The 22,154-nt window shown below is 59.9% G+C and carries 15 protein-coding genes and 2 pseudogenes; 15 read left to right on the top strand and 2 right to left on the bottom strand.

All coding sequences use genetic code 11. The features are described from left to right. The first annotated feature begins 311 nt into the window (after nucleotides 1-311). The 14 genes and pseudogenes from AC1RZR_RS35580 to AC1RZR_RS35515 all read left to right on the top strand — a co-directional run bounded on the left by AC1RZR_RS35580 (nucleotide 312) and on the right by AC1RZR_RS35515 (nucleotide 19,378). Nucleotides 312-1,682, top strand: coding sequence for an aspartate aminotransferase family protein (locus tag AC1RZR_RS35580; protein ID WP_481829316.1), 1,371 nt, complete (start codon nucleotides 312-314; stop codon nucleotides 1,680-1,682). Further along, nucleotides 1,682-3,423, top strand: a pseudogene (locus tag AC1RZR_RS35575) (acetolactate synthase catalytic subunit). The gene AC1RZR_RS35580 and the pseudogene AC1RZR_RS35575 overlap by 1 nt, the downstream one beginning before the upstream one ends. Nucleotides 3,424-3,511: 88 nt before the next feature. Continuing rightward, nucleotides 3,512-4,242 (top strand): annotated as a pseudogene (locus AC1RZR_RS35570) (IS6 family transposase). 410 nt (nucleotides 4,243-4,652) lie between these two features. Further along, nucleotides 4,653-6,176: a M81 family metallopeptidase gene (locus tag AC1RZR_RS35565; RefSeq protein ID WP_481829315.1), complete on the top strand. Its 1,524-nt coding sequence runs from the start codon at nucleotides 4,653-4,655 to the stop codon at nucleotides 6,174-6,176. Beyond that, on the top strand, nucleotides 6,173-7,555 hold the full coding sequence (locus AC1RZR_RS35560) for an amidohydrolase family protein (protein ID WP_481829314.1): 1,383 nt from the start codon (nucleotides 6,173-6,175) through the stop codon (nucleotides 7,553-7,555). Before AC1RZR_RS35565 ends, AC1RZR_RS35560 begins: the two co-directional genes overlap by 4 nt. Before the next feature lie 71 nt (nucleotides 7,556-7,626). Beyond that, on the top strand, nucleotides 7,627-9,240 hold the full coding sequence (locus AC1RZR_RS35555; protein ID WP_481829604.1) for an ABC transporter substrate-binding protein: 1,614 nt from the start codon (nucleotides 7,627-7,629) through the stop codon (nucleotides 9,238-9,240). Continuing rightward, nucleotides 9,240-10,181 carry an ABC transporter permease gene (locus AC1RZR_RS35550; protein WP_481829313.1) on the top strand — a complete coding sequence of 314 codons (942 nt, stop codon included), beginning with the start codon at nucleotides 9,240-9,242 and terminating at the stop codon, nucleotides 10,179-10,181. Before AC1RZR_RS35555 ends, AC1RZR_RS35550 begins: the two co-directional genes overlap by 1 nt. A 1-nt stretch (nucleotide 10,182) precedes the next feature. Continuing rightward, nucleotides 10,183-11,064, top strand: a complete 882-nt coding sequence (locus AC1RZR_RS35545) for an ABC transporter permease (RefSeq protein WP_481829312.1) — start codon at nucleotides 10,183-10,185, stop codon at nucleotides 11,062-11,064. 1 nt (nucleotide 11,065) lies between these two features. Then, nucleotides 11,066-12,088, top strand: a complete 1,023-nt coding sequence (locus AC1RZR_RS35540) for an ABC transporter ATP-binding protein (protein ID WP_481829311.1) — start codon at nucleotides 11,066-11,068, stop codon at nucleotides 12,086-12,088. Continuing rightward, nucleotides 12,085-13,113, top strand: coding sequence for an ABC transporter ATP-binding protein (locus AC1RZR_RS35535; RefSeq protein ID WP_481829310.1), 1,029 nt, complete (start codon nucleotides 12,085-12,087; stop codon nucleotides 13,111-13,113). Before AC1RZR_RS35540 ends, AC1RZR_RS35535 begins: the two co-directional genes overlap by 4 nt. 318 nt (nucleotides 13,114-13,431) lie before the next feature. Beyond that, nucleotides 13,432-15,522, top strand: a complete 2,091-nt coding sequence (locus tag AC1RZR_RS35530; protein ID WP_481829309.1) for a hydantoinase/oxoprolinase family protein — start codon at nucleotides 13,432-13,434, stop codon at nucleotides 15,520-15,522. After that, on the top strand, nucleotides 15,519-17,213 hold the full coding sequence (locus AC1RZR_RS35525; protein WP_481829308.1) for a hydantoinase B/oxoprolinase family protein: 1,695 nt from the start codon (nucleotides 15,519-15,521) through the stop codon (nucleotides 17,211-17,213). Before AC1RZR_RS35530 ends, AC1RZR_RS35525 begins: the two co-directional genes overlap by 4 nt. A gap of 335 nt (nucleotides 17,214-17,548) precedes the next feature. After that, on the top strand, nucleotides 17,549-18,565 hold the full coding sequence (locus AC1RZR_RS35520; protein WP_481829307.1) for an ABC transporter ATP-binding protein: 1,017 nt from the start codon (nucleotides 17,549-17,551) through the stop codon (nucleotides 18,563-18,565). A gap of 237 nt (nucleotides 18,566-18,802) precedes the next feature. After that, complete coding sequence (locus tag AC1RZR_RS35515; RefSeq protein WP_481829306.1) at nucleotides 18,803-19,378, top strand: hydantoinase/oxoprolinase N-terminal domain-containing protein; 576 nt, start codon at nucleotides 18,803-18,805, stop codon at nucleotides 19,376-19,378. 46 nt (nucleotides 19,379-19,424) lie between these two features. Here AC1RZR_RS35515 and istB read toward each other — a convergent pair whose 3' ends face one another. Both istB and istA read right to left on the bottom strand, forming a co-directional pair. Then, nucleotides 19,425-20,180 carry an IS21-like element helper ATPase IstB gene (istB, locus tag AC1RZR_RS35510; RefSeq protein ID WP_481829305.1) on the bottom strand — a complete coding sequence of 252 codons (756 nt, stop codon included), beginning with the start codon at nucleotides 20,178-20,180 and terminating at the stop codon, nucleotides 19,425-19,427. A gap of 15 nt (nucleotides 20,181-20,195) precedes the next feature. After that, on the bottom strand, nucleotides 20,196-21,731 hold the full coding sequence (gene istA, locus AC1RZR_RS35505; RefSeq protein ID WP_481829304.1) for an IS21 family transposase: 1,536 nt from the start codon (nucleotides 21,729-21,731) through the stop codon (nucleotides 20,196-20,198). 138 nt (nucleotides 21,732-21,869) lie between these two features. On the opposite strand from istA, the gene AC1RZR_RS35500 reads away from it, so the two are divergent. After that, the gene (locus tag AC1RZR_RS35500) at nucleotides 21,870-22,148 is read left to right on the top strand and encodes a hydantoinase/oxoprolinase N-terminal domain-containing protein (protein ID WP_481829303.1); all 279 of its coding nucleotides are present in this window, start codon (nucleotides 21,870-21,872) and stop codon (nucleotides 22,146-22,148) included. Nucleotides 22,149-22,154: the final 6 nt, after the last annotated feature.

The following is a 22,154-nucleotide window of genomic DNA, read 5'->3' as shown; positions in this document are numbered from 1 at the left end:
CGGATTCGGACGAAGCTGGCCATGGATTCCGATCAATCACCGGCCACCTTCGGCTCGGGTTGATCCTGCGCGACAAAAACTGCGCTGGCAAAGGTGCGCCTTAGGATGCTGGAAGGGGCTTCCTGATGACGCCGAATTGCTCCCGCGCTCACTCGACAGGATGAGCGAGACTGATGTCATGATTTGGCCGCCGCCTCGTGGATGCCGTGGATTGAAATATGACAACTCCCTGGGAGTGAGGGGAGAAAACGAAGGCAGAGCTTGCGCCAGCCGCCCTGCAGCTGTGGCGATAGTATCTGAAAGGAATGCGTATGGCGACTCAATCAAATCCTGAAGTACGGCACGACACTCCGGCCTTGAGCCGGTCGGAGCAAGCGTTCGCAAGCGCGTTGTCGGTATTTCCCGACGGGACAAGCCGGGCATCGATCGAACGTGATCCAATTCCGACGTACATGGAGCGAGGCGAGGGCGCTTATCTCTTCGATGTCGACGGAAAGCGCTATCTTGATTTGAATGGCAATTTCACGACCCTCATCCACGGCCATGCTTTCAAACCTGTCATCGAGGCAGTCCATCGGCAGTTGGCGAGCGGCAGTTGTTTCGCCAATCCGACGGAGGTGGAAATCGAGCTGGCGAGCATCCTTTGCGAGCGGATTCCGAACGTTGATCGCGTCCGATTTGTGAACACTGGAACTGAGGCTGTCATGTTTGCCATCAAGGCGGCGCGAGCGTTCACCGGTAAGCCAGACATCGCTAAGTTCGAGGGTGCCTACCACGGCGCCTACGACTGGGCCGAAGTCAGCCAGTCGGCAACGTCAGAGAACTGGGGCCCTGCCAACGATCCGGTCTCTGTACCTTTTTACAGAGGCATGCCTGAAAGCGTCCTGCAAGGGACGCTTGTGCTACGCTTCAATGATACAGACCTGCTTGAGAAGAAGCTCACCATCCATGCGCGTCGGATCGCCGCGGTCTTGATCGATCCAATGCCGAGCCAGGCTGGACTGATAGTGCCGAAACCGGACTTCCTGGACGCGCTGCACCGGCTCTGCAGCCATTACGGCGTTCTCATAATCGCTGATGAAGTGCTGAATTTGCGCCAAGGCTACCGCGGCGCGTCGGCACGATACGGGCTGAAACCCGATTTGCTCACTATGGGTAAGATAATCGGCGGCGGACTGCCGATCGGCGCGATCGGCGGGCGTGAGGAGGTCATGGAGGTCTTCAGCGCGAAGTCGGGCCGCCCTTTGCTGCCGCAGGCAGGGACGTTCTCTGCCAATCCACTGTCGATTGTCGCCGGCATCGCAGCGATGCGTGCCTTGGACGAAGCAGCGTTCGCTCGCCTCGACAGTCTGGGCGACCGCCTGCGCGCCAACCTCACCGACATCATTGCGCAACAGTATGCTCCGATGGCAGTAACCGGGGCCGGCTCCCTGTTTCGAATACATCCGACGCAACGGACACCGCGCGATTTCAGAGACATGGCAACCAATGCACGCCAAAACGGCGTCCGTAGAGCGCTCGTCCGCTTTTTTTCCCGACACGGTGCTATTTTGCCGAATGGGGCTACCGCGTGCCTGTCAACACCGATGGGAGAGACTGAGGTCGACACGATATCCGACCTGTTTCGTCTCTTCCTCAAAGAATACGCAGCAGACATCAAGAATATGGAGGCAGCGAAGTAATGTCCCCGGAAACTGTAGCAGATCGGATTGCCGCAGCACTGCGACGCAACGGCGTCGAGCTGATTTTTGCCCAGAGCCTTCCCTCGGCGGTGGTTCTGGCATGCGAAAGGATCGGAATCCGGCAGATCGCGTACCGTCAGGAAAATATGGGCGGAGCTATGGCCGATGGTTACTCTCGCATATCTGGCAGGGTCGGGGTCGTGTGTGCACAAAATGGGCCGGCCGCAACGCTGCTCGTCCCACCGCTGTTCGAAGCGTTGAAGGCGAGCATTCCGGTGGTTGCGCTGGTGCAGGAGGTCGAGCGCCATCAGGTTGACCGCAACGCATTCCAAGAACTGGATCACATCGCGCTCTTTTCAGCCTGCTCCAAATGGACGCGACGGGTGATAAAGGCCGACCGCATCGAGGACTATGTGGACTCCGCGTTCATCGCGGCCGCCAGTGGCCGGCCTGGGCCAGCCGTGCTCATGCTTCCGGCCGACCTGCTCCGCGAGAATTTTCCGGCTGGCCACCGCGGCCGGGCAGGGAAATGCGGCACGTGGCCCCTTGATCCCGTCCGCCCGAGCGACGAGGCGCTCGCAGCGGTAGCCAAGTTGATCGCTCGCGCCGAGTCGCCCGTCGTTTTAGCCGGAGGCGGCGCCGTTTCGCCGGCTGCGAGCAAGGCGCTCGCGGAGATGCAGAGCACGGCCTACTTGCCCGTCTTCACCACGAACATGGGCAAAGGCGCTGTCGATGAGCGCGCGCCCCTGACTTGCGGCGTACTTGGGGCCCTGAACGGCCCGCGGTCTCTCGGCTACCGCGCACGCGCCATCATGGATGAGGCAGATCTCGTCTTTCTCGTTGGCACGAGGACTAACCAGAACGGAACCGATAGCTGGCGTTCCATTCCTTCCACGGCGACGGTCGTTCACCTCGACATCGATCCTTGTGAGATCGGCAGAAACTACGAGTTGTCCGCCTTGTCGGAGACATTGCCACGACAACTCAAGCCCTGACTGCCGCCCTTCGGTCGGAGAATCTCTCCAGCCGCTCAGCCAAGAAGGCGTCGCTTGTTCGTCGTATCGCCGACGCCTGGGAGCAATTCGAGCAGGATCGCAGCATTTTCACCCGAAGCAACCAGACCCCCTTGAGGCCGGAACGCGTTATGCGCGATCTGCAATCGCGTATGACGCCGGAAACCATCGTCGTAGCAGACGCCAGTTACTCTTCAATGTGGATCGTCGGCCAGCTCCGTTCACTTCGCGCGGGTCAGCGGTTCATCACCCCGCGCGGCTTGGCCGGTTTGGGATGGGGCTTGCCACTCGGAATAGGCGCCAAGTTGGCGAAGCCCGACAGCCCTGTTGTCGTACTCGTCGGAGACGGTGGGTTCGCCCATAGCTGGGCGGAACTGGAAACGCTCGTGCGGTCCGAGATCAACCTCACCGTCATCGTTCTCAATAACGGTGTGCTCGGCTACCAAAAAGACGCCGAGACCGTGAAATTCGGCCGCTACACGACAGCCTGCCATTTCGCCTCCGTCGACCACGCTGCTCTCGCCAAGGCCTGCGGTTGCGAAGCGGTCACAGTCAAAAATCCGGGCGACATTGGGCCTGCCCTAGACTGCGCTCTGTCTTCGAAGAGGCCAAGGCTCATCGATGTCATAAGCGATCCCGATGCGCACCCGCCGATCTCATTGTATACGGGTACACTTGGCCCCGGGACCCTCGAACTCATCGGAGCCGGTATGACGACGCCGCTGTAGGAAAGGTTGCCGTAGTCCCAGGCGGCTCGTCGGGAATCGGTTTGGTTCTGTCGCAAACTTTTTGGAAAGGTCATTTGCTGCATAACGCTTGCTCCTTTTTCCGGGAGTTTGTCATGTTAAGGGCCGCCATTTTGATCGATCCGTGATCTTGCTGTGCGTTCGCTGGTATCTGGCCTACAATCTCAGCCTGCGCGATCTGGAAGAGATGATGGCCGAACGCGGCCTGAGCGTCGACCATTCAACTGTGCATCGTTGGGTCGTGCGCTTCTCGCTTGAGCTGCTGGACCGATTCAACCGGCGCAAGAGGAGCGTCACTGGAAAGTGGCACATGGACGAGACCTACATCAAGGTTCGCGGCCAATGGATGTATCTCTATCGCGCCATCGACAGCCTTGGCGATACGGTCGAATTCTTCTTCAGCGAAAACCGTGACCTGCCGGCGGCGAAACGCTTCTTGCGGAAGGCCTTGCAGCGCCATGGCAGGCCGGACCGGATCGTCATCGACGGCAGCCAGACCAATCACGAGGCCATCCGATCTTGCGATCTTGAAAACCGCCTGCGAGATCGATCGCGACGAGCACTGAAGCCAATCAGAATCCGCAAGAGCCAGTATTTCAACATTTCAACAACCGCATCGAACAGGATCATCGGCGCATCAAGCGCCGCGTCCGGTCCATGCTCGGCTTCAAGTCAACGAAAACTGCCGAAATTATCCTCTCGGGCATCGAGATGGTTCATATGATGCGCAAACGACAGGCGAGGTTTGCCTACGATCCGACGCCCTCCATTGCCAGGCAGTTCGAAATCCTCGCCGCATGAGCGCCGCGTGACGTTCAACCTGCCTTTGCGACCTCAGCTAGAGTTTGCGACGGAACCTCTTTTTGGCACGCCATTTCCGTGCCACTCCGTTCTTTGTTACTTCTGCATTGACAACACCTCGTTTTGTTGCATCATATGTCAACAGTGCCCCTCTACAGAGGAACGATCTTAGGCCAAAGGAAAAATTGATAGGGCGGGCTTTTGGCGTTGCCTGAAACCTGCCACCGAGTTGCCGAAGCTTCGGCTCTGGCCATGATCTTCTAAGTGGGGCGACGGCCTGAGAAACCGGCGCGAGAACAGCGCCAAAGCTTCGCTTCCCTAGAGCTCTGTTTAGGACCCCACGAGCCTGAATATCCAATTTGCGTACACAAAACTGGAAGATCGAGAAGAAGAGAAGATCGAGAAGAAGAATGTCAAAGATCCATCGCGTTGTCGTCGCTCGCTTCTGTCATGAATCCAATCGGCTGAACCCGGACCCCACCGACGAGAGATACTTTCTGGTGGAGCGGGGCGAAGACATACTCCGGTCGCCGTCAGGGGTGCTGAAAGGGCTGATCGAGAAGCTTACAGAAGCGAGCGTCGCGATCGAACCGGTATTCTCGATCGACGCTCCGCCGAGCGGTCTGGTCGACCACGACTTCTATGTGATGCGACGCGAGGAGCTTCTTGATGCGGTTCGGCGCATCAAGCCCGATGCCATTGGCCTGGATCTTCATGGCGCCATGGGCACCACGGAGATGCCGGATGCCGAAGGTGACCTGCTCGAGGCTCTTCGGCGTCTAGTCGGCCCCGATGTACCTATCGGCATCGGCCTCGATCTGCACGCTCACATTACATCCCGCATGCTCGACAACACCGATATCTGCATTGGCTACAAGGAAAATCCCCATTCTGACACGGTCGAGTGCGGCGAGAAAGTCGCTAAGCTTCTGATTGAACAGCTGGGTGGGCGGCTGAAGCCCATTACCGTCTCGGCGCTGACGCCCATGGTCTTGCCGGGTGCTCAGGAAACCGCTTTCGGGCCGCTGGCCGAAATTCACGCAAAAGCACGTGAGTACACCGCTTTGCACCCATCCATACGGGACGTATCGATCTACAATGTGTTCCGCTTTGTCGATGACGACGAGATAGGCCAAGTGGTCACCGTTCTGAGCGATGGCCCAGATTCGGACGCGACCTCTCACGCGTTGGACCTTGCCGCGCGTTTCTGGTCCGAACGCGAACGCTTCAAGGACGATCTCCTCACGTTTGACCAGGCTTTCGATCTCGTGCGGAATTCGCCGGGGAAACGACCATTCGCGATCGGCGACATGGGCGACAGGGTCGCTGCGGGCGCGCCGGGCGACAGTACGATTCTACTATCTGCGGCGCTCGACCGTCATCCGGGACTGCGCGGGGCAGTGCCTGTGACCGATCCCGTCGCCGCCGCCAAAGCGATTGGCGCCGGTGTCGGCGCAACTGTGACGCTGCCCGTTGGCGCGGGGTTCACGCCGGGCTTCGAGTCGCGATCGATCACTGCGCAGGTCGAACATGTGAGCGACGGTGAGTTCGTTGTGGAGGGGGCGCTCGGGCGGGGTGACCGTGCTTCCATGGGGCCGACGGCGGTTCTACGGGTGAATGACGGCATCCAGGTAATCGTCACCACTAAGCCTGCCTGCTTTCTCGATCCCGCCGCCTTTACCAGCCAGAGCGTGGTAATCGAAGCTCTCGATTTCGTGGTCGTGAAATCAGGCTATCACTTTGCCCTGAACTTCGGCGACCGCGCCACGCCGGTTCTCGTGAACACTCCGGGCGTCGGCTACTACAGGAGGGGCCAGTTCAAGTACGAGAAGTCTCGCTTCTGGCCGGAGCACGATATTCAAGCCCCTACAATCATCGCGCGCCAGCATTCTGTCGGCGCGCTCCACACGACAGCGGAAAAGGCTTTAGCATGAGCTTCGAAAAATCCGAACGATGTGACTTGCTCATCCATGGTGCGATGGTGCTCACGGTTGATGACCAGAACACAATTCTGCATGATGGCGCCATAGCCGTCTCTGGCGGCCGGATCAGAGCAGTCGGTCCGACCAAGGCCGTGAGAGACCGCTTCACTGCCAGGCAAATGTTCGACGCGAATGGCGGGATGGTGCATCCCGGATTCATCGATGCGCATATCCACGTCTCGCAGTACTCGTCACGCTCGGTCGAGCCGCTCATGGCGGCCACGGCCATTACCATGGGCCACTGGAAAGCGGTGCTGAGGCCCGAAGACGAACATGCGAGTGCCGCCCTTGCCGCGGTCGACTACCTTCGTGCGGGCTATACTGGGTTCGTCGATCCAGGCACCATATTCGAACCCGATGCGGTAGCAGCGGTTGCCGATGAAGTAGGCATTCGGATCTGGCTGACGGATCCGTACGTCGCCGATCTCACGCAACCGATGATGGACAAGTCGCCAGAGCTTTCGAGTCTAGACTTCCTGTCACGTTGGCCGCAATCCACAGAAGAGGCGATGAAGCGTTTGGGTTCTCAGCTCTACCGCAACCGTGAAGCTGAAGGTCTCGTCCGCGCGTTCATTGGTATCTATGGCCCCGAGACGACGACCGAGCCTCTATGGCAGGCAGCTCTTTCAACTGCGCGTGAAAATGGCGTCCAGTTTCAGGAGCATCGGGGTTACGATCCAGCGGACTACCTCGATGAGGAAGAGAGGGCAGGACGCTCGGGGATTGCCCGGTTGCACGATGCTGGCGCCCTCGGTCCGGGGTCCACGTTCATTCATATGAATGTCATACATCGCGATGATGTAGCGCTGCTCGGAGACACTGGCACTGGGATCGTCTGGTGCCCGTTTCAGCAGATGCGTGCGATGGGATACGGCCGCGCAGAGCCGCGGATGGTCGAACTGTTCAGAGCAGGTGCGTCGGTAGCGATCGCAACGGACATACCCCGTAACCTGAATTTCGACGCTCTTGGAAGTGTTGCGGTCTGCAATGCGGCAGTGCTCGGTGTGCCGGTGAAGTCAGGTGAATTGCTGCGCATGCGCACGATTGGAGCAGCACGAAGCGTTGGTGCCGGTGACGAGGTAGGCACTCTGGAAGTTGGCAAGCGCGCGGACATTGTTGTGCGCGAGACTGCATCATCCGAGGCGCTCGGCCTTGACCCGTGCGCAGAAACGGCCGTGGTTGGTTTGACGCGACCGCCGGCCCTTACGGTAGTTAACGGCAAAATTGTGCTGCGGCACGGGCAGCCGGTGGGGATTGATACTGAGGCGGCGGCGCTGGTGGCCCGTGCATCTGTGAAAGGTCTGTTGAAGAGGTCAGGCCTCGCCGGTTGAGACGAATTCGACCAGCGTCAGGCTGGCCAAAATAAGCAGAAATTCGCGCATCAACAAGGGAAAAACAAATGATGACCATTTCCAGACGTAACCTGCTAAAGCAGGGGATAGCAGCCAGCACGATGCTTACTATTCCTTCGGCCCTGTATGCTCAGACGCCTTCGGCCCTCGAACTAACAGTGCGCTGGGCAATGCAACTCGACCTTCGTGTGTTCGATCCGCTCCTGTCTAATGATGACACCACGTCCATGCACGCATTTGCGATTTATGACACGCTCTTCGCGATCGACTCGAAAGGCATCCCACACCCGCAGATGGTGGATAAATGGAGCCTTTCTGACGACAAGAAAACCTACACGTTCACGCTTCGCGATGGCCTTGCTTTCCATGACGGCAGCTCTGTCACCGCGGCAGACTGCATTGCGTCAATCCGTCGCTGGGGACAGGCGGATGCGGGCGGGAAGTTGATCTTCGAAAGAGTGAAAGACATCTCGGAGGTTGATGACAATGCATTTGTCATTGAGCTTACTGAACCTTATCCACTTCTAATACCGTCGCTCGCTTCCGGAACGGGATTTTTCTTGGCGATCATGCGACAAAAGGATGCAGAAACTTCTCCAACTGAACAGGTAACCGCGAACATTGGCTCGGGGCCGTTCAAATTCAACCACGGCCTTGCCAAGCCCGGCGCCAGCTTTGTCTATGATCGCAACGAGAGCTACGTTCCACGCCGGGAGGCGGCCGACGGATTTGCTGGCGGGAAGCTCGTCAATGTCGATCGGGTAATTTGGGACATCATTAGTGATCAGCAAACAGCTTTCGCGGCGTTGCAAGCGGGCGAGATTGATTTCGTACAAAGTCCGGCGCCTGACATTTTTTCGGCAATCCGTAATGATGACAATCTTGCGCTGGAAGTCATAAATACGTCGGGCGTTGACATGTTCTTGCGTATGAATTTCCTCCAGCCGCCGTTCAACAACGTCAAGGCGTGTCAAGCGATGCTTCATCTGATCGATCAAGAGGCGATCATGCGGGCTGCGGGATACGATCCGGATTACATTCGACCCGTAACATCGATTTTCGGTGTAAACACGCCTTACACCAACGACGAAAACACCGGGTGGGATAAGAAGGGCGGCGACCCTGCGAAGGCCAAACAGCTTTTTCAAGAAGCCGGATATGCAGGCGAGAAGATTGTCATTCTGCAGACGACGGATTGGCCGGAAGCCAGCAATGCCGCGCAATATCTGGCGGTCACATTGCGAAATATCGGCCTAAACGTTGAGCTTGCGACGAGTGATTGGGGTGGATTCACCGAGCGCCGAAAAAATAAGGGGCCAGTTGAAGAAGGCGGCTGGAGCATCTTTATTTCAGACTGGAGCGACACCAAGTGGGGCGATCCGATCGGAATGCCGGTCATGGCCGCAAATGGCGAGCAGGGGTGGTGGGGCTGGGCGAGGAACGACGAGTACGAGTTGCTCCGCGCCAGATGGGACAAAGTCGAGACCCACGAGGAGCGGCAGAAGCTCGCCCGAGAGATGCAAAGCATTTACTGGGATTTCGTTGGTATTGTCATGTTGGGTAATATTACCCAACCCGTTGCCCGCCGTAAATCTTTGGTCGATTTGGTCAGAGTCCCGACGGTCGTGTACCCGATGTGGAACATGCGGAAGGCTTCTGCCTGATGGGTTCCTACATCCTTCGCCGGATGGGTTCGGCCATCGCCGTGATGGCGATGGTCGGGATCTTTATCTTCCTTCTGATCCGGCTGGCGCCGGGGGATCCGGCGGCAGTCTTGGCCGGGCGGAACGCGACGGGAGAGATCATCGCGGGCATCCGCGAACAACTGGGATTGAACGAGCCGCTGCCGGTCCAGTTTCTCCAGTGGCTTTCGGGCATGCTGCACGGCGATTTCGGCATCTCGATCTTTTCCGGCCGGCCGGTGCTCGAACTCCTCGCGCAGCGGCTGGAGCCGACGATCTCCTTGTCGCTCCTGACCCTGGCGCTCTCGGTGACGGTGGGGGTGTCGTTCGGCATCCTTTCGGCCTGGCGCTCCGGCGGTCTTGTCGACCGGCTGCTCCTGGTGTTTTCGGCCGTCGGCTATTCGGTCCCGGTCTTCGTGATCGGCTACTTCCTCGTATACCTGCTGGCTATTGGCGCTGGATGGCTGCCGGTCCAGGGATACGTGCCGATCGGCGAGGGGCTCGGCCGCTGGTTCACACATCTGATCCTGCCGACCGTGACCTTGAGCGTGCCCTATATCGCGTTCATCGCGCGGATCGCACGCGCCAGCATGCTCGAGGTGCTGACGGAAGACTACATGCGCACCGCAGCCGCCAAGGGTGCCTCACCCTATGCGATGCTGTTCCACCATGCGCTGAAGAATGCCGGGGTTCCGATCCTTACCGTGATCGGCCTCAGCTTCGCCTATCTGATCGGCGGAGTGGTGCTGACTGAGACCGTCTTCAACATTCCCGGTATTGGGCGGTTGGTGGTCGATGCGATCAACAACCGCGACTACCCGATCATCCAGAGCGTGCTGATCCTCACCTCGGGGCTCTACGTCCTCATCAATCTCGCGGTCGATCTCGCCTATACCCTGATCGATCCCCGCATCCGGTACTGACATGACGCTTCTTTCCACTTCAGCCGCCGTCGCAACGGCGGGCCCGTTACGCTTCTCGGGCCTCGTCCGGCATGCCCGGCGGCATCCGCTGGTGTTGATCGGCGGCGGCCTTCTTGTGCTCATGATCCTGCTGGCGCTCCTGGCCCCCTTCTATGCCGGCGATCCGTCAAACATTGATCCCTTCATCCGCCTGCAGCCGCCCTCTACCGAACACTGGTTCGGCACCGACAACCTCGGCCGGGACGTCTTTGCCCGCACCATATACGGCGCGCGGGTCTCACTCATGGTCGGGCTGATTTCGGCGCTGCTGGCCACCTCAGTTGGGCTTCTGATCGGTGTCGTCGCCGGCTACGTCCGCAACTTCGACAATGTCATCATGCGGGTGATGGATGCGCTGATGTCGATCCCGACGATCCTGCTGGCCATCGCGCTTATCGCCCTGACCGGGCCCGGGATCGGCATCCTCATCGTCGCCGTGGCGCTGCCGCAGGTGCCGAGTGTGACCCGGCTTGTGCGCTCGGTCGTGCTGAGCGTGCGTGAGCGTCCCTACGTGGAGGCCGCGATCTGCGGGGGCGCCCGACTGCCGAAGATCCTGTGGCGCCATGTTATTCCGAGCACCATCCCACCGCTCATGGTCCAGAGCGCCATCGTCTGCGCCGATGCAATTATGGTCGAGGCCGGGCTGAGCTTCCTCGGCGTCGGCGTGCCCCCGGAGATTCCGAGCTGGGGCAACATGATCTCGAACGCGCGCCTCTATCTCAACATCGCCCCACTGACCCTTTTCGCCCCCGGCATTTTTCTCGCGCTCACGGTCCTGGCGGTCAATCTCCTCGGCGACGGTCTGCGCGATCTCTTCGATCCCCGCGCGAAGCGGAGGCGGTGAGATGCTGATGCAAAACCTCATGGAGGATAAGTCCATCGACACTGACGTGCTTCTGGATGTCCGGGACCTCGAGACCCATTTCTTCGGCGAAGAGAGCGTCACCCGCGCCTTGGGCGGGGTCAGCTTCCGGCTGAAGAAAGGCGAGACGCTCGGCGTGGTCGGCGAATCCGGATGCGGCAAGAGCGTGACGGCGCTTTCGATCCTGCGCCTGTTGCCGAAGCTGACCGCAAGAACCGTCGGCGGCGAGGTCCGCTTTCACGGCCGCAACCTGTTGGATCTGTCAGAGCGCGAGATGCGCAAGATCCGCGGCGACAAGATCGCGATGATCTTCCAAGACCCGATGACGAGCCTCAACCCGGTCTACACCGTCGGCTGCCAGATCGCGGAGGCGGTGCGGATCCATACCGGCGCCTCGCGCTCCGAGGCGATGGCAAAGGCCGAGGAGATGCTGCGCCTCGTCCGCATCGCCGATCCCGAGCGGCGGGTGCATAACTACCCCCACGAGATGTCGGGCGGCATGCGCCAGCGCGCCATGATCGCCATGGCGCTGGCCTGCTCGCCGGAGCTCCTGATCGCCGACGAGCCGACCACCGCGCTCGATGTCACCATCCAGGCGCAGATCCTGCGGCTGATCGTAGATCTGAAGGAGCGCACGGGAACCGCAGTGATGTTCATCACCCATGACCTCGGCGTCGTCGCCGAGACCTGCCAACGGGTGATCGTGATGTATGCCGGCCGGATCGTCGAACAGGCGAGTGTGACCGATCTCTTCGCGCGGCCCTCGCATCCCTACACCAAGGCGCTCATGCGTTCGGTTCCGGATCGACGGCGCGGCAAGGAGCGCCGCTTGCCGGAGATCCCCGGCATCGTGCCGAGCCTGCGCGAGCCGATGGTCGGATGCAGCTTTGCGGCGCGCTGCCCCTTCGCAACCGACATCTGCCGCGAGAAGACGCCCGTTCTGGAATATGTCTGCACCGATCACGCCGCCGCCTGCTGGCATTCTGAGGAGGTAGCGCGCGCATGAAGGGTCCCCTGTTGAAAGTCGAGAACCTGGTCAAGCACTATCCACTTGGTGCGGGGATCTTCCGGAAGGACGTCCCGGTCGTGCGGGCGGTTCAGGATGTCTCCTTCTCCGTCGAGGCGGGCGAGACGCTCTGCATCGTCGGCGAATCCGGCTGCGGCAAGTCGACCATCGCGCGGCTTCTCATGCGGCTCACAGAGCCGACGCAGGGCCGCGTGCTGCTCGAGGGCACCGATATCGCGAGCCTGAAGAAGCACGCGTTACGGGACGGGCGTCGTCGCATGCAGATGGTGTTCCAGGATCCCTATTCGTCGCTCAACCCGCGGCTCACCGCCGGACAGATCATCACCGAACCGGTCGAGAACTTCGAGCGCCTGACCCGCAGGAAGCGCGAGGCGCTGGCCGCCGAGCTTCTGCAAAAGGTCGGGATGGCGCCCGAGATGATGCAGCGGCTTCCGTCCGAACTGTCCGGCGGCCAGCGCCAGCGGCTCGGGATCGCACGGGCGCTCTCGCTAAATCCCGCGATCATGATCGCCGACGAGGCGGTCTCGGCCCTTGATGTCTCGGTGCAGGCGCAGATCCTCAACCTGCTCAAGGACCTCCAGGAGGAGTTGGGGATTTCTTTCGTCTTCATCTCGCACGACCTTGGGGTCGTGGAGCATATCGGCCATCGCGTGGCCGTCATGTATCTCGGCCGGATCGTGGAGCTCGCGACCTGCGAGGCGCTCTTCGCCAGGCCGGTCCATCCCTACACCGAGGCGCTGATTGCCGCCGCGCCGGTACCCGATCCCACCCAGGCCCGGCTGGAGGCGCCCGTCGAAGGAGAGGTGCCGAGTCCGATCAATCCGCCGAAAGGCTGCGCCTTCCACCCGCGCTGCCCGCTCGCGGTCGAACGTTGCCGCATCGACGTGCCGCCATTAGTGCCGATGCCCGATGGGCGCGTCGTCGCCTGTCACGTGCGGGCGCCGGCGGCAGATACCCAGCCGCTGTCGGGTGAGTTACTCAATCCTTCAGCGGCCATAAGGTAGAGGCCAATCCGACTTAGGGTCCGCAACGCATCTCAGCGATGATACCGATTTGGGCGTCGAGAGGTGAACGAGAGAAAGATGGATATCCGCGCCAACGAGGACCAATTTCCGCGGGTGTCGGGCGCCAAAATACCCAAAGGGAAGCGGCGGCGTCCTTGACACCGAGCCGATAGTGGTGCTTGTTGCAACAAATGTGAAACGAGCGCGGGCTAGAAATGCACTGCCCTAATCATTCGGCAGGGGCCGGCGGTCCCGTCTAGCGAGAATGCCAGAGCGGTATCAAGCAGCGACCAGCATGGCCCCAAACAGGAAGAAAAAATGCACGACCATAGGAATTTGACTGCGCCCTGGCGCATTGGCATCGACATAGGGGGGACGTTTACGGACTTGGTGCTGATCGACTCCGATGGCCTTCTCCGGCAACACAAGGCCTTCACAACGCCAGCTGATCCGTCGGAAGGCGTGATCGATGTGCTCCGGCTGACGACCGAAGCTACCGGTGTATCAATCGAAGCCATACTGGGTGGGTGCTCTCATTTCGTACATGGATCAACGATTGCGACAAATACCCTTCTTGAGGGCAAGGGGGCAAAAGTCGGCCTGCTGGTAACGGAGGGCTTTCGCGACTCTCTAGAGATCCGTCGTGGAATTCGTCCGGATATTTGGGACCATCGTACGCCGTTCCCGCCTGTGCTCGTGCCTCGGAGTCGCCGACTGCCGGTTCGGGAGCGGGTTGATAAGGTCGGACAGCCCTCCATTCCTCTCGATCACGACGACGTCAAACGAGCCGTCGGTGAGATGCAAAGGGAAGGGGTGGAGGCAATTGCAATTGCCTTCATTAACAGCTTCCTGAACAGTCAACACGAGCACGAATGCAAGGCACTCATCCGCGAGCTATGGCCGGAGGTCTTGGTATATGCCTCCTCCGACATCGTGCGAATGGTAGGGGAGTATGAACGCACATCAACTGTGGTCCTCAACGCCTATGTAGCGCCGCGTGTTGTTCCGTATCTCCGACGTCTGGAGTTGCGCCTCAAAGAATTCGGCCTGAAGCGCCCCCTTCTTCTGATGCAAAGCAACGGAGGGGTCGTTTCAGTGCCTCAGGTCGAACACCGGCCTGCGTCTCTTCTGCTGTCTGGGCCTTCTGCTGCAGCGAGCGCCCTTGTAGTTTGTGCCACTGCCCTTGGCTCCCCGAACCTCATTTCAATCGAAATCGGCGGCACCAGTTGCGATGTAATCCTCACCGATGAGGCTGGCGTCGCAATGACAAACAGCACTGACGTGAACGGCTATCACCTGGCTTTGCCGGCGGTCGACATTCATACGGTCAGTGCCGGCGGGGGAACAATCGCTCGCCGTGATCAAGGGGGCATGCTTCGAACTGGGCCGGACGGTGCTGGCGCGTTTCCGGGGCCAGTCTGTTACGGCCGAGGTGGTGTAGACCCTACCGTTACCGATGCACAGCTTGTTTTAGGTCGCCTAGAGAGCGGCCGTTACGGTGGTGGCTTAATAACGCTTGATAAGAAGCTTGCCGAACAGGCAATCGACAGTCGAATTGCTGCGCCTTCAGGGATTACAACAGTTCGCGCCGCTGCTGGCATTGTCCGCCTCATGGAGCAGGAGGTGGTGCATGCGGTTGAAAAGGTCAGCGTAGAGAGAGGCTTCGATCCTTCTCGCTTTGTCCTTGTAGCCGTAGGTGGCGCCGGCCCGATGCACGGCGCTTCCGTCGCCCGCGCCTTGGGGTGCCGCGCCGTATTTGTGCCCCGCGTCGCGGGTGTCTTCTGTGCATTCGGTATGTGCACGGCGGATGCCCGGCAAGACGTCGTCAGGTCATGGCTAAAGCCGTTGGGGGCGACATCTGAACATGGGATCGTGGAATTCCTCGATACGCTCGCGCGAGAATGCCGGAACAGGTTCCTGGACGAGGGCTTTGCGGCGGACGACATTGTTATCGAACGAGCTCTACAGCTACAATACCGGGGCCAGCAATCGTCAGTAGACGTGCGGATTGATCAGCCAGAGTCGAACGCGATCCGTGCGGCTTTCATGGAGCAGTTCCGAAGGCTCTACGGGCATGATCAAGGGGAAGACGACATCTTTATCACTGGTGGACGTGCTACGGGATCGGTCCGTTTGGGGTTCTCCGAACAAAAGAAGGGCGAGCGCGTCAAAAGGGAAATCCGGGCGGTAGAGATCCGCCGTGTCTACTGGAACGACGTTGATGATTTCAAGGAGACGCCCATCTTTGAGAGCGATGCTCTCCAGTATGGAGACACTGTTGAGGGGCCGGCGCTGTTGGAAGGTTCGACCACAACTGTTGTAGTGCCAGAGGGGTGCCGACTGGAGGTCGACGGAGCATCCAATTTCATAATCCACCTCAACAACCATCAATCGGGAGTGGCAGCATGAGTTTCGATGCCGTTCAACTAGCGCTGATTCAAAAGCAACTCGACCACGTCTCTCGACAGACGGGCTTCGTCATGGCGAGAACGGCGCGCAGTCCTGGGTTCAGTCAGTCGCACGACTTTTCTTGTTTCGTGGGCAGCGCAGACGGTGAAGTTGTCGCGCAAGCAGATGGATTGCCGATCCACACCGGAGGGGCGGGTTTCGCATTGCGCGCTGTAGTTCGTAAATTCGGCGATGACATGGGTCCTGGGGACGTGTTCATCCTAAGCGATCCATATGTCGCCGGTGGAAATCACCTACCTGACTGGACCGTCATCAAGCCCGTATTTTGCGACGGATCGCCTGTGGCCTTCGTATGCAACCGCGCACATCAGTGTGACATCGGTGGCGGCGCTGCTGGAACATATAATCCGTCCGCCACCGAAATCTTTCACGAGGGAATTCGACTTCCAGTTATGAAGTTGGTTGAAGGTGGCAAAACGCGGAGAGATCTTTGGGAGCTTCTTTTGCTAAACTCCCGCTATCCGGAGATGATGGAAGGCGATCTGCGAGCAATGCTGGGCGCGACAGGTATCGGCGCCCAACGGCTGCAGAAACTCCTTGATGAACTGGGCTTCGATCAAAGCAGGATGGCTTTGAACGCGGTTTTGGCGCACGCTGAGCGTATGATGCGCGAGGAAATTGCTCGGCTACCGGATGGTATCTACGAAGCAGAGGACGTCAGCGATACCGACTGTTTCGAACAATGTCGAGTTCCGGTCAAAGTCAAACTCACAGTCAAGGGCGATAGCATTACTGTGGATTTCACTGGCAGCCATCCCCAAATCAAGGGCTTTAAGAATAGCTCTATTGCCAACACGACGTCAGCAGTGTTCGTCGGTGTCATGAGCTTTCTAGGGAGTGCAGCGTTGCCGCGCAACGAGGGCGCCTTGCGAGCCATCAAGATCATTGCTCCGGAGGGGACTGTAGTCAACGCCCTGCCACCGGCACCAATGACGATGAACACGATGTTCCCGGGAGCCGACATAATCAACGCGTGTTGGAAGGCACTCGCACAAGCGGACCCCCAGAGAGCGAGCGGTACGTGGGGCAAAGCCTCTTACTGTTCGACTTCAATCAATGCCCCCGCTTTTGGGGCATTCTCTTTCGCTCACTGGAACGCATCTTCGGGGGCGGGCGCAGTGTTCGGACGGGACGGGTTCAACGTCATCAGCCAGGTTGTTTCGATGGGTGGCCTTGCGCTGCCCAACGTCGAAAACTATGAGCAGCTCTATCCTCTCCACGTCTATACTCATGAGTTTCGAACGGACAGCGGTGGACCCGGACAATTCCGAGGTGGGACGGGCGTCAGGTACGTCGCGGACGTTGAAGCGGCGGGAACCTACAAATTCATGGGAGAAGGTGTCCGAACACCAAGCGGCTTGGGAGTAATCGGCGGCGGTGATGGAAGTCGAGGCGAGCTAACAATTGAGCTGGCCTCCGGTGAAGTCCTCGATACCCCGCAATACGGTGTGCGAAAGTTCCCGCCAGTTCGCGTGACGATCGAGTCATCCTCTGGCGGCGGTTGGGGCGATCCTCGACTGCGAGAACGTGCGGCGGTGCAGAGAGACCTAGACGACGGCGTGATCACGCTCGACCATGCTCGGACTGTCTATGGATACGCCGAGGAACCAGCCTTGTCCGTCGCAATTTAACCTGAATCGGAACCAGGGGCAGTTCGTCCTCTAGATCGGACTGCCCCTCAGGACTTAGATGGATGGGGCGACTTCGCCGGGCGGCTGTCGCGCTGGTGCCTGCCTGCTTGCTGAGCAACTTGTACATGGTCCCTTTGATCGGTGGGCAACGGTGAGGGGACACACGCGCGATAAGGAGCCGGTCGCGCGGTCGCGGATCAGGTTCGGCGAGCGGTTCGACCTGTCGCAGTGGATGGGCGGATTGCTTGGCGCGCCCCGACACGAGGCCGGTCGCCCGGCGCGCAACACTCAAGTCTCTGGTTCGCCCTCGGCCACGCCCATCACTGCGCCACGCTTTGACGCCCGGGGACCATCCGGCTGACAGCCGCGCTGATGGTCGGAGAGACGAGGCCACGGACGTCCCGGTCGTACGGGCGGTTCAGGATGTCTCCTTCCCCGTCGAGGCGGGCGAGACGCTCTGCATCGTCGGCGAATCCGGCTGCGGCAAGTCGACCATCGCGCGGCTTCTCATGCGGCTCACAGAGCCGACGCAGGGCCGCGTGCTGCTCGAGGGCACCGATATCGCGAGCCTGAAGAAGCACGCGTTACGGGACGGGCGTCGTCGCATGCAGATGGTGTTCCAGGATCCCTATTCGTCGCTCAACCCGCGGCTCACCGCCGGACAGATCATCACCGAACCGGTCGAGAACTTCGAGCGCCTGACCCGCAGGAAGCGCGAGGCGCTGGCCGCCGAGCTTCTGCAAAAGGTCGGGATGGCGCCCGAGATGATGCAGCGGCTTCCGTCCGAACTGTCCGGCGGCCAGCGCCAGCGGCTCGGGATCGCACGGGCGCTCTCGCTAAATCCCGCGATCATGATCGCCGACGAGGCGGTCTCGGCCCTTGATGTCTCGGTGCAGGCGCAGATCCTCAACCTGCTCAAGGACCTCCAGGAGGAGTTGGGGATTTCTTTCGTCTTCATCTCGCACGACCTTGGGGTCGTGGAGCATATCGGCCATCGCGTGGCCGTCATGTATCTCGGCCGGATCGTGGAGCTCGCGACCTGCGAGGCGCTCTTCGCCAGGCCGGTCCATCCCTACACCGAGGCGCTGATTGCCGCCGCGCCGGTACCCGATCCCACCCAGGCCCGGCTGGAGGCGCCCGTCGAAGGAGAGGTGCCGAGTCCGATCAATCCGCCGAAAGGCTGCGCCTTCCACCCGCGCTGCCCGCTCGCGGTCGAACGTTGCCGCATCGACGTGCCGCCATTAGTGCCGATGCCCGATGGGCGCGTCGTCGCCTGTCACGTGCGGGCGCCGGCGGCAGATACCCAGCCGCTGTCGGGTGAGTTACTCAATCCTTCAGCGGCCATAAGGTAGAGGCCAATCCGACTTAGGGTCCGCAACGCATCTCAGCGACGATACCGATTTGGGCGTCGAGAGGTGAATGAGAGAAAGATAGATATCCGCGCCAACGAGGACGTTGAAAAGCCGGATCAAATAATGGGTTGGCCACGACGTAGATGACGTAGACGGATCAATAGCCACAAATGTTGCAGGCAGTTAAACGCTGGTTTGGAGTCTCATTGCGAAGGGCCGCCACGCTAAAGGGGTACTATGAATATAGAAACTTCCCGTCCCAGCCTTCTAGCGCCATGGAGGATCGGAATTGATGTCGGTGGAACGTTTACGGATTTCGTTCTCATCGACGCGAACGACACGGTTATTCCGTACAAGTCACCTTCGGAGCCAAGCAATCCTGCGGTTGGCGTTATTTGCGCGATCGAAGGTGCTGCAGGTTTTCTCAACCTGCCGGTGTCCCGCCTGCTCAGTGAGTGCTCTCACTTTATTCACGGAACGACGGTAGCGACTAACATCCTGCTTGAACGCAAAGGTGCCAAGGTTGGGTTACTGACTACGCGCGGTTTCCGCGACACGCTGGAGATTAGGCTTGGGTATCGCCAAATGATGTGGGATCACCGGACGCCTGGGGAGATGTACTTGTACGTCGCAAGTTGCGGTACCCGGTTATCGAACGCATGTCCTCTTCCGGCGAAGTGGTCCTCGGGCTGGATGAATCATCAGTCCGATCTGCGTATTCCAATGATTCCGGACAGTGATTCCGAGACGAAACCGGACACCTATTCCGATAGAATACCGGACGCGATTCCGAGGCGAAGCCGGACGGCTTAGAGCGCCTCTGGGTCTTTTCGATATTTGTCGACGAACTCGTTTTCGGTCAAGCGGGAGTTGCGTCTGGGATTGGCAGGACCTTGTGTTTGCGCATGCTTTCGCCGGAAAGTTCGATGCGATAGGCGTTATGAACAAGGCGGTCGAGGACGGCATCGGCGATGGTCGGATTGCCGATCATGTCATACCAGTGATCCACGGGAATTTGACTTGTGAGGATGGTGGAACGCTTCTCGTAGCGATCCTCGACGATTTCCAGGAGATCGCGGCGTTGTTCGTCGTTGAGCTTCTCCGGCCCCCAATCGTCTAAAATAAGCAAGTCCGTTTTGGCCAGGCTCTTGAGCAGCTTCGCGTAGCGGCCGTCACCGCGGGCAAGGGCGAGCGTCGCGAAGAGGCGCGGTACACGGTGGTATGCGACCGAAAGATCCTCGCGGCATGCCTTGTGGCCGAGCGCGCAGGCCAGCCAGCTCTTTCCGACGCCGGCCGGTCCGATTAGGAGCAAGCTATGGCGCTGTCTGATCCCGTCGCATGTCGCCAACCTCATGAAGAGATTGCGATCGAGACCGCGAGTTGCGCGGAAGTCGGCGTTCTCGATCTGGGCGTCATGACGTAATCTGGCGGCACGGGCTCTGGCCTCGAAGCGCTTCTGACGGCGCGTTGTCGCCTCCCGTTCGAGTAGGAGGGCAAGCCATTCGCCATGCTGGAGGGCTCTTGCCTCCGGCTGCGTCTCCAGTTCCTGGAACGCGTTTGCCATGCCGGAAAGGCCGAGTTCGCGCAGCATGTCGATGGTGGGGTTGGTCAGCATTTTTTGGTTATCTCCTTAATGAAAGTAGCCTGGGCCGCGAAGATTGGCGTGCTCGCCGACGGCGGCAGGTTCGGCGGTGTGCCTGGAGGCTTTGTGGGATTTGATGAGGGCGCTGATGCTTTTGCAGTTCAGGCCGCCGATCTCGAGAGCACGGGCCGAAACGGCTTCGGCCTGCGCTGTGTCGATCGCCTGGTAGAGCTTGAGAACGCCGAGGCATGTCCTGAATCCCTGTTCCGGATGCGGCCGGCTGGCAAGGATGCCGATGACGAGCCCCTCGGTCTGTAGACCGATCGAACGAGCCCAGCGCCGGAAGCGCTCCGGCGACCATTCCGCGTAGCGGCCGTGCGAACTGGGCATGTGGTCCGGATCGGTTCCAAAACGGGCCCCGCCATAGGGGCGCTGATGGGCAGCGACGCGCTTGCCCTTGAGGAAGATCTCGATCGTTCGGCTCGTCGCCCGGACGTCCACCTGCTCTCGAATGAGGCTGTGCGGCACGGAGTAGAAATAGCGCTCGAACTCGACATGATAGTCTGTCGATACACGCGCCAGCCGCCACTCGGCGAACTCGTATTCCTCGGCCGGCAGCACGGCGAGCGCTGGCCGTTCCATCGTCTCGAACAGGTCGCGACGGCACTGGTCCAGTCGGCGCATGACGTGGGTGTTGATCCGCTCCACAGCCTCCCGGATAGCAGCATTGGCTTCGTCCAGGGAAAAGAAAGTCTGGTTGCGCAGCCGACCGAGAATGCAGCTCTGCGCGAACCGGACGCCACATTCGACCTTGGCTTTATCCTTCGGTCGCTTCGGTCGCGCCAGCAGAACGCCGACACCGTAGTGCGAAGCCATCATGCCGAAGCTGCGGTTGATCTCGGGGTCGTAGAAGCTCGACCGATTCACGCCAGACTTCAGATTGTCGGGAACAATTAGCCGCGGGACGCCGCCAAAGAAGCGGAACATGCGCACATGCGAGCCAATCCAGTCCGGCAGGGTCTGGCTCCAGGTCGCCTCCGCAAAGGTGTAGCTCGACGCGCCGAGCACCCCGAGAAAGATCTCGGCCTCGCGGATCTCGCCGGTCTTGCGGTCCACGATCGGCAGCTTCTTGCCGGAATAGTCGACGAACACCTTGTCTCCGGCGACATGCACCTGGCGCATCGTTGGCGTCAGCCGCCGCTCGAAGCCTCTAAAGAGATCACAGAATCTGCTGTAAGCGTAACCGTCGGGATGAACGGCCCGATACTCCTCCCACAGGATCGACAGCGTCACGCCCGGCTTCTTCAGTTCGACGGCCAGCGCCCCCCAGTCGGGCTCGGCGCGTCGGCGTATCCCTTGTTTGACCCCCTGACGGGAGAAGAGCCGATGTTCGAGAACATCGTCTGTCAGCTCCGCCGGTAACGGCCAGGAAAGGCCGGCGGCACTCGCTCGCTCTATGTTGTCCTGCACCGTGCTGCGGGCAATCCCAAGCATGGTGGCAATGTCGCGAACGCTTAAGCCGTCCGCGCTTAGCCGAAGCAGTTGTCTCAATTGTCTCATGGTCAGCCTTCTTCTCTTCGGCATGCGTCTCTCCTCTACCGTCGAGGAAATGCATGCCCAGGTTGCTGACCCAAAGGCACTATCCAAGCTTCAAAACTGTCCGGTATTTAATCGGAATCGCGTCCGGTTAATTGTCGGAATCGCGTCCGGTTTTTGATCGGAATGCAGTCCGGTAAATCGTCGGAATCCGCACGATCGGCGGCCGCCCGACTTAAGGCCGAGAACGTGGAAGCCGTCGCGATCTGCCTCTTGCACTCCTACCTGAATCCCATTCATGAACAACGGTGCGCAGAAATGATTGCGGAAGAGATTCCCGGCGTTTACGTCACAGCATCCTCAAATCTCGCCCCCATCATAGGCGAATTCGAGCGCGTATCGACGACAGTGGCAAACGCCTACGTCGCCCCTCGGGTGCTCCCATATCCTAAACCAGCTCCGTAGCGAGCT

This window comes from Mesorhizobium bavaricum (genome assembly GCF_056781655.1).
The sequence above is the reverse complement of the archived record's forward strand: the minus strand, read 5'-3'. Positions and strand labels throughout refer to the sequence as shown.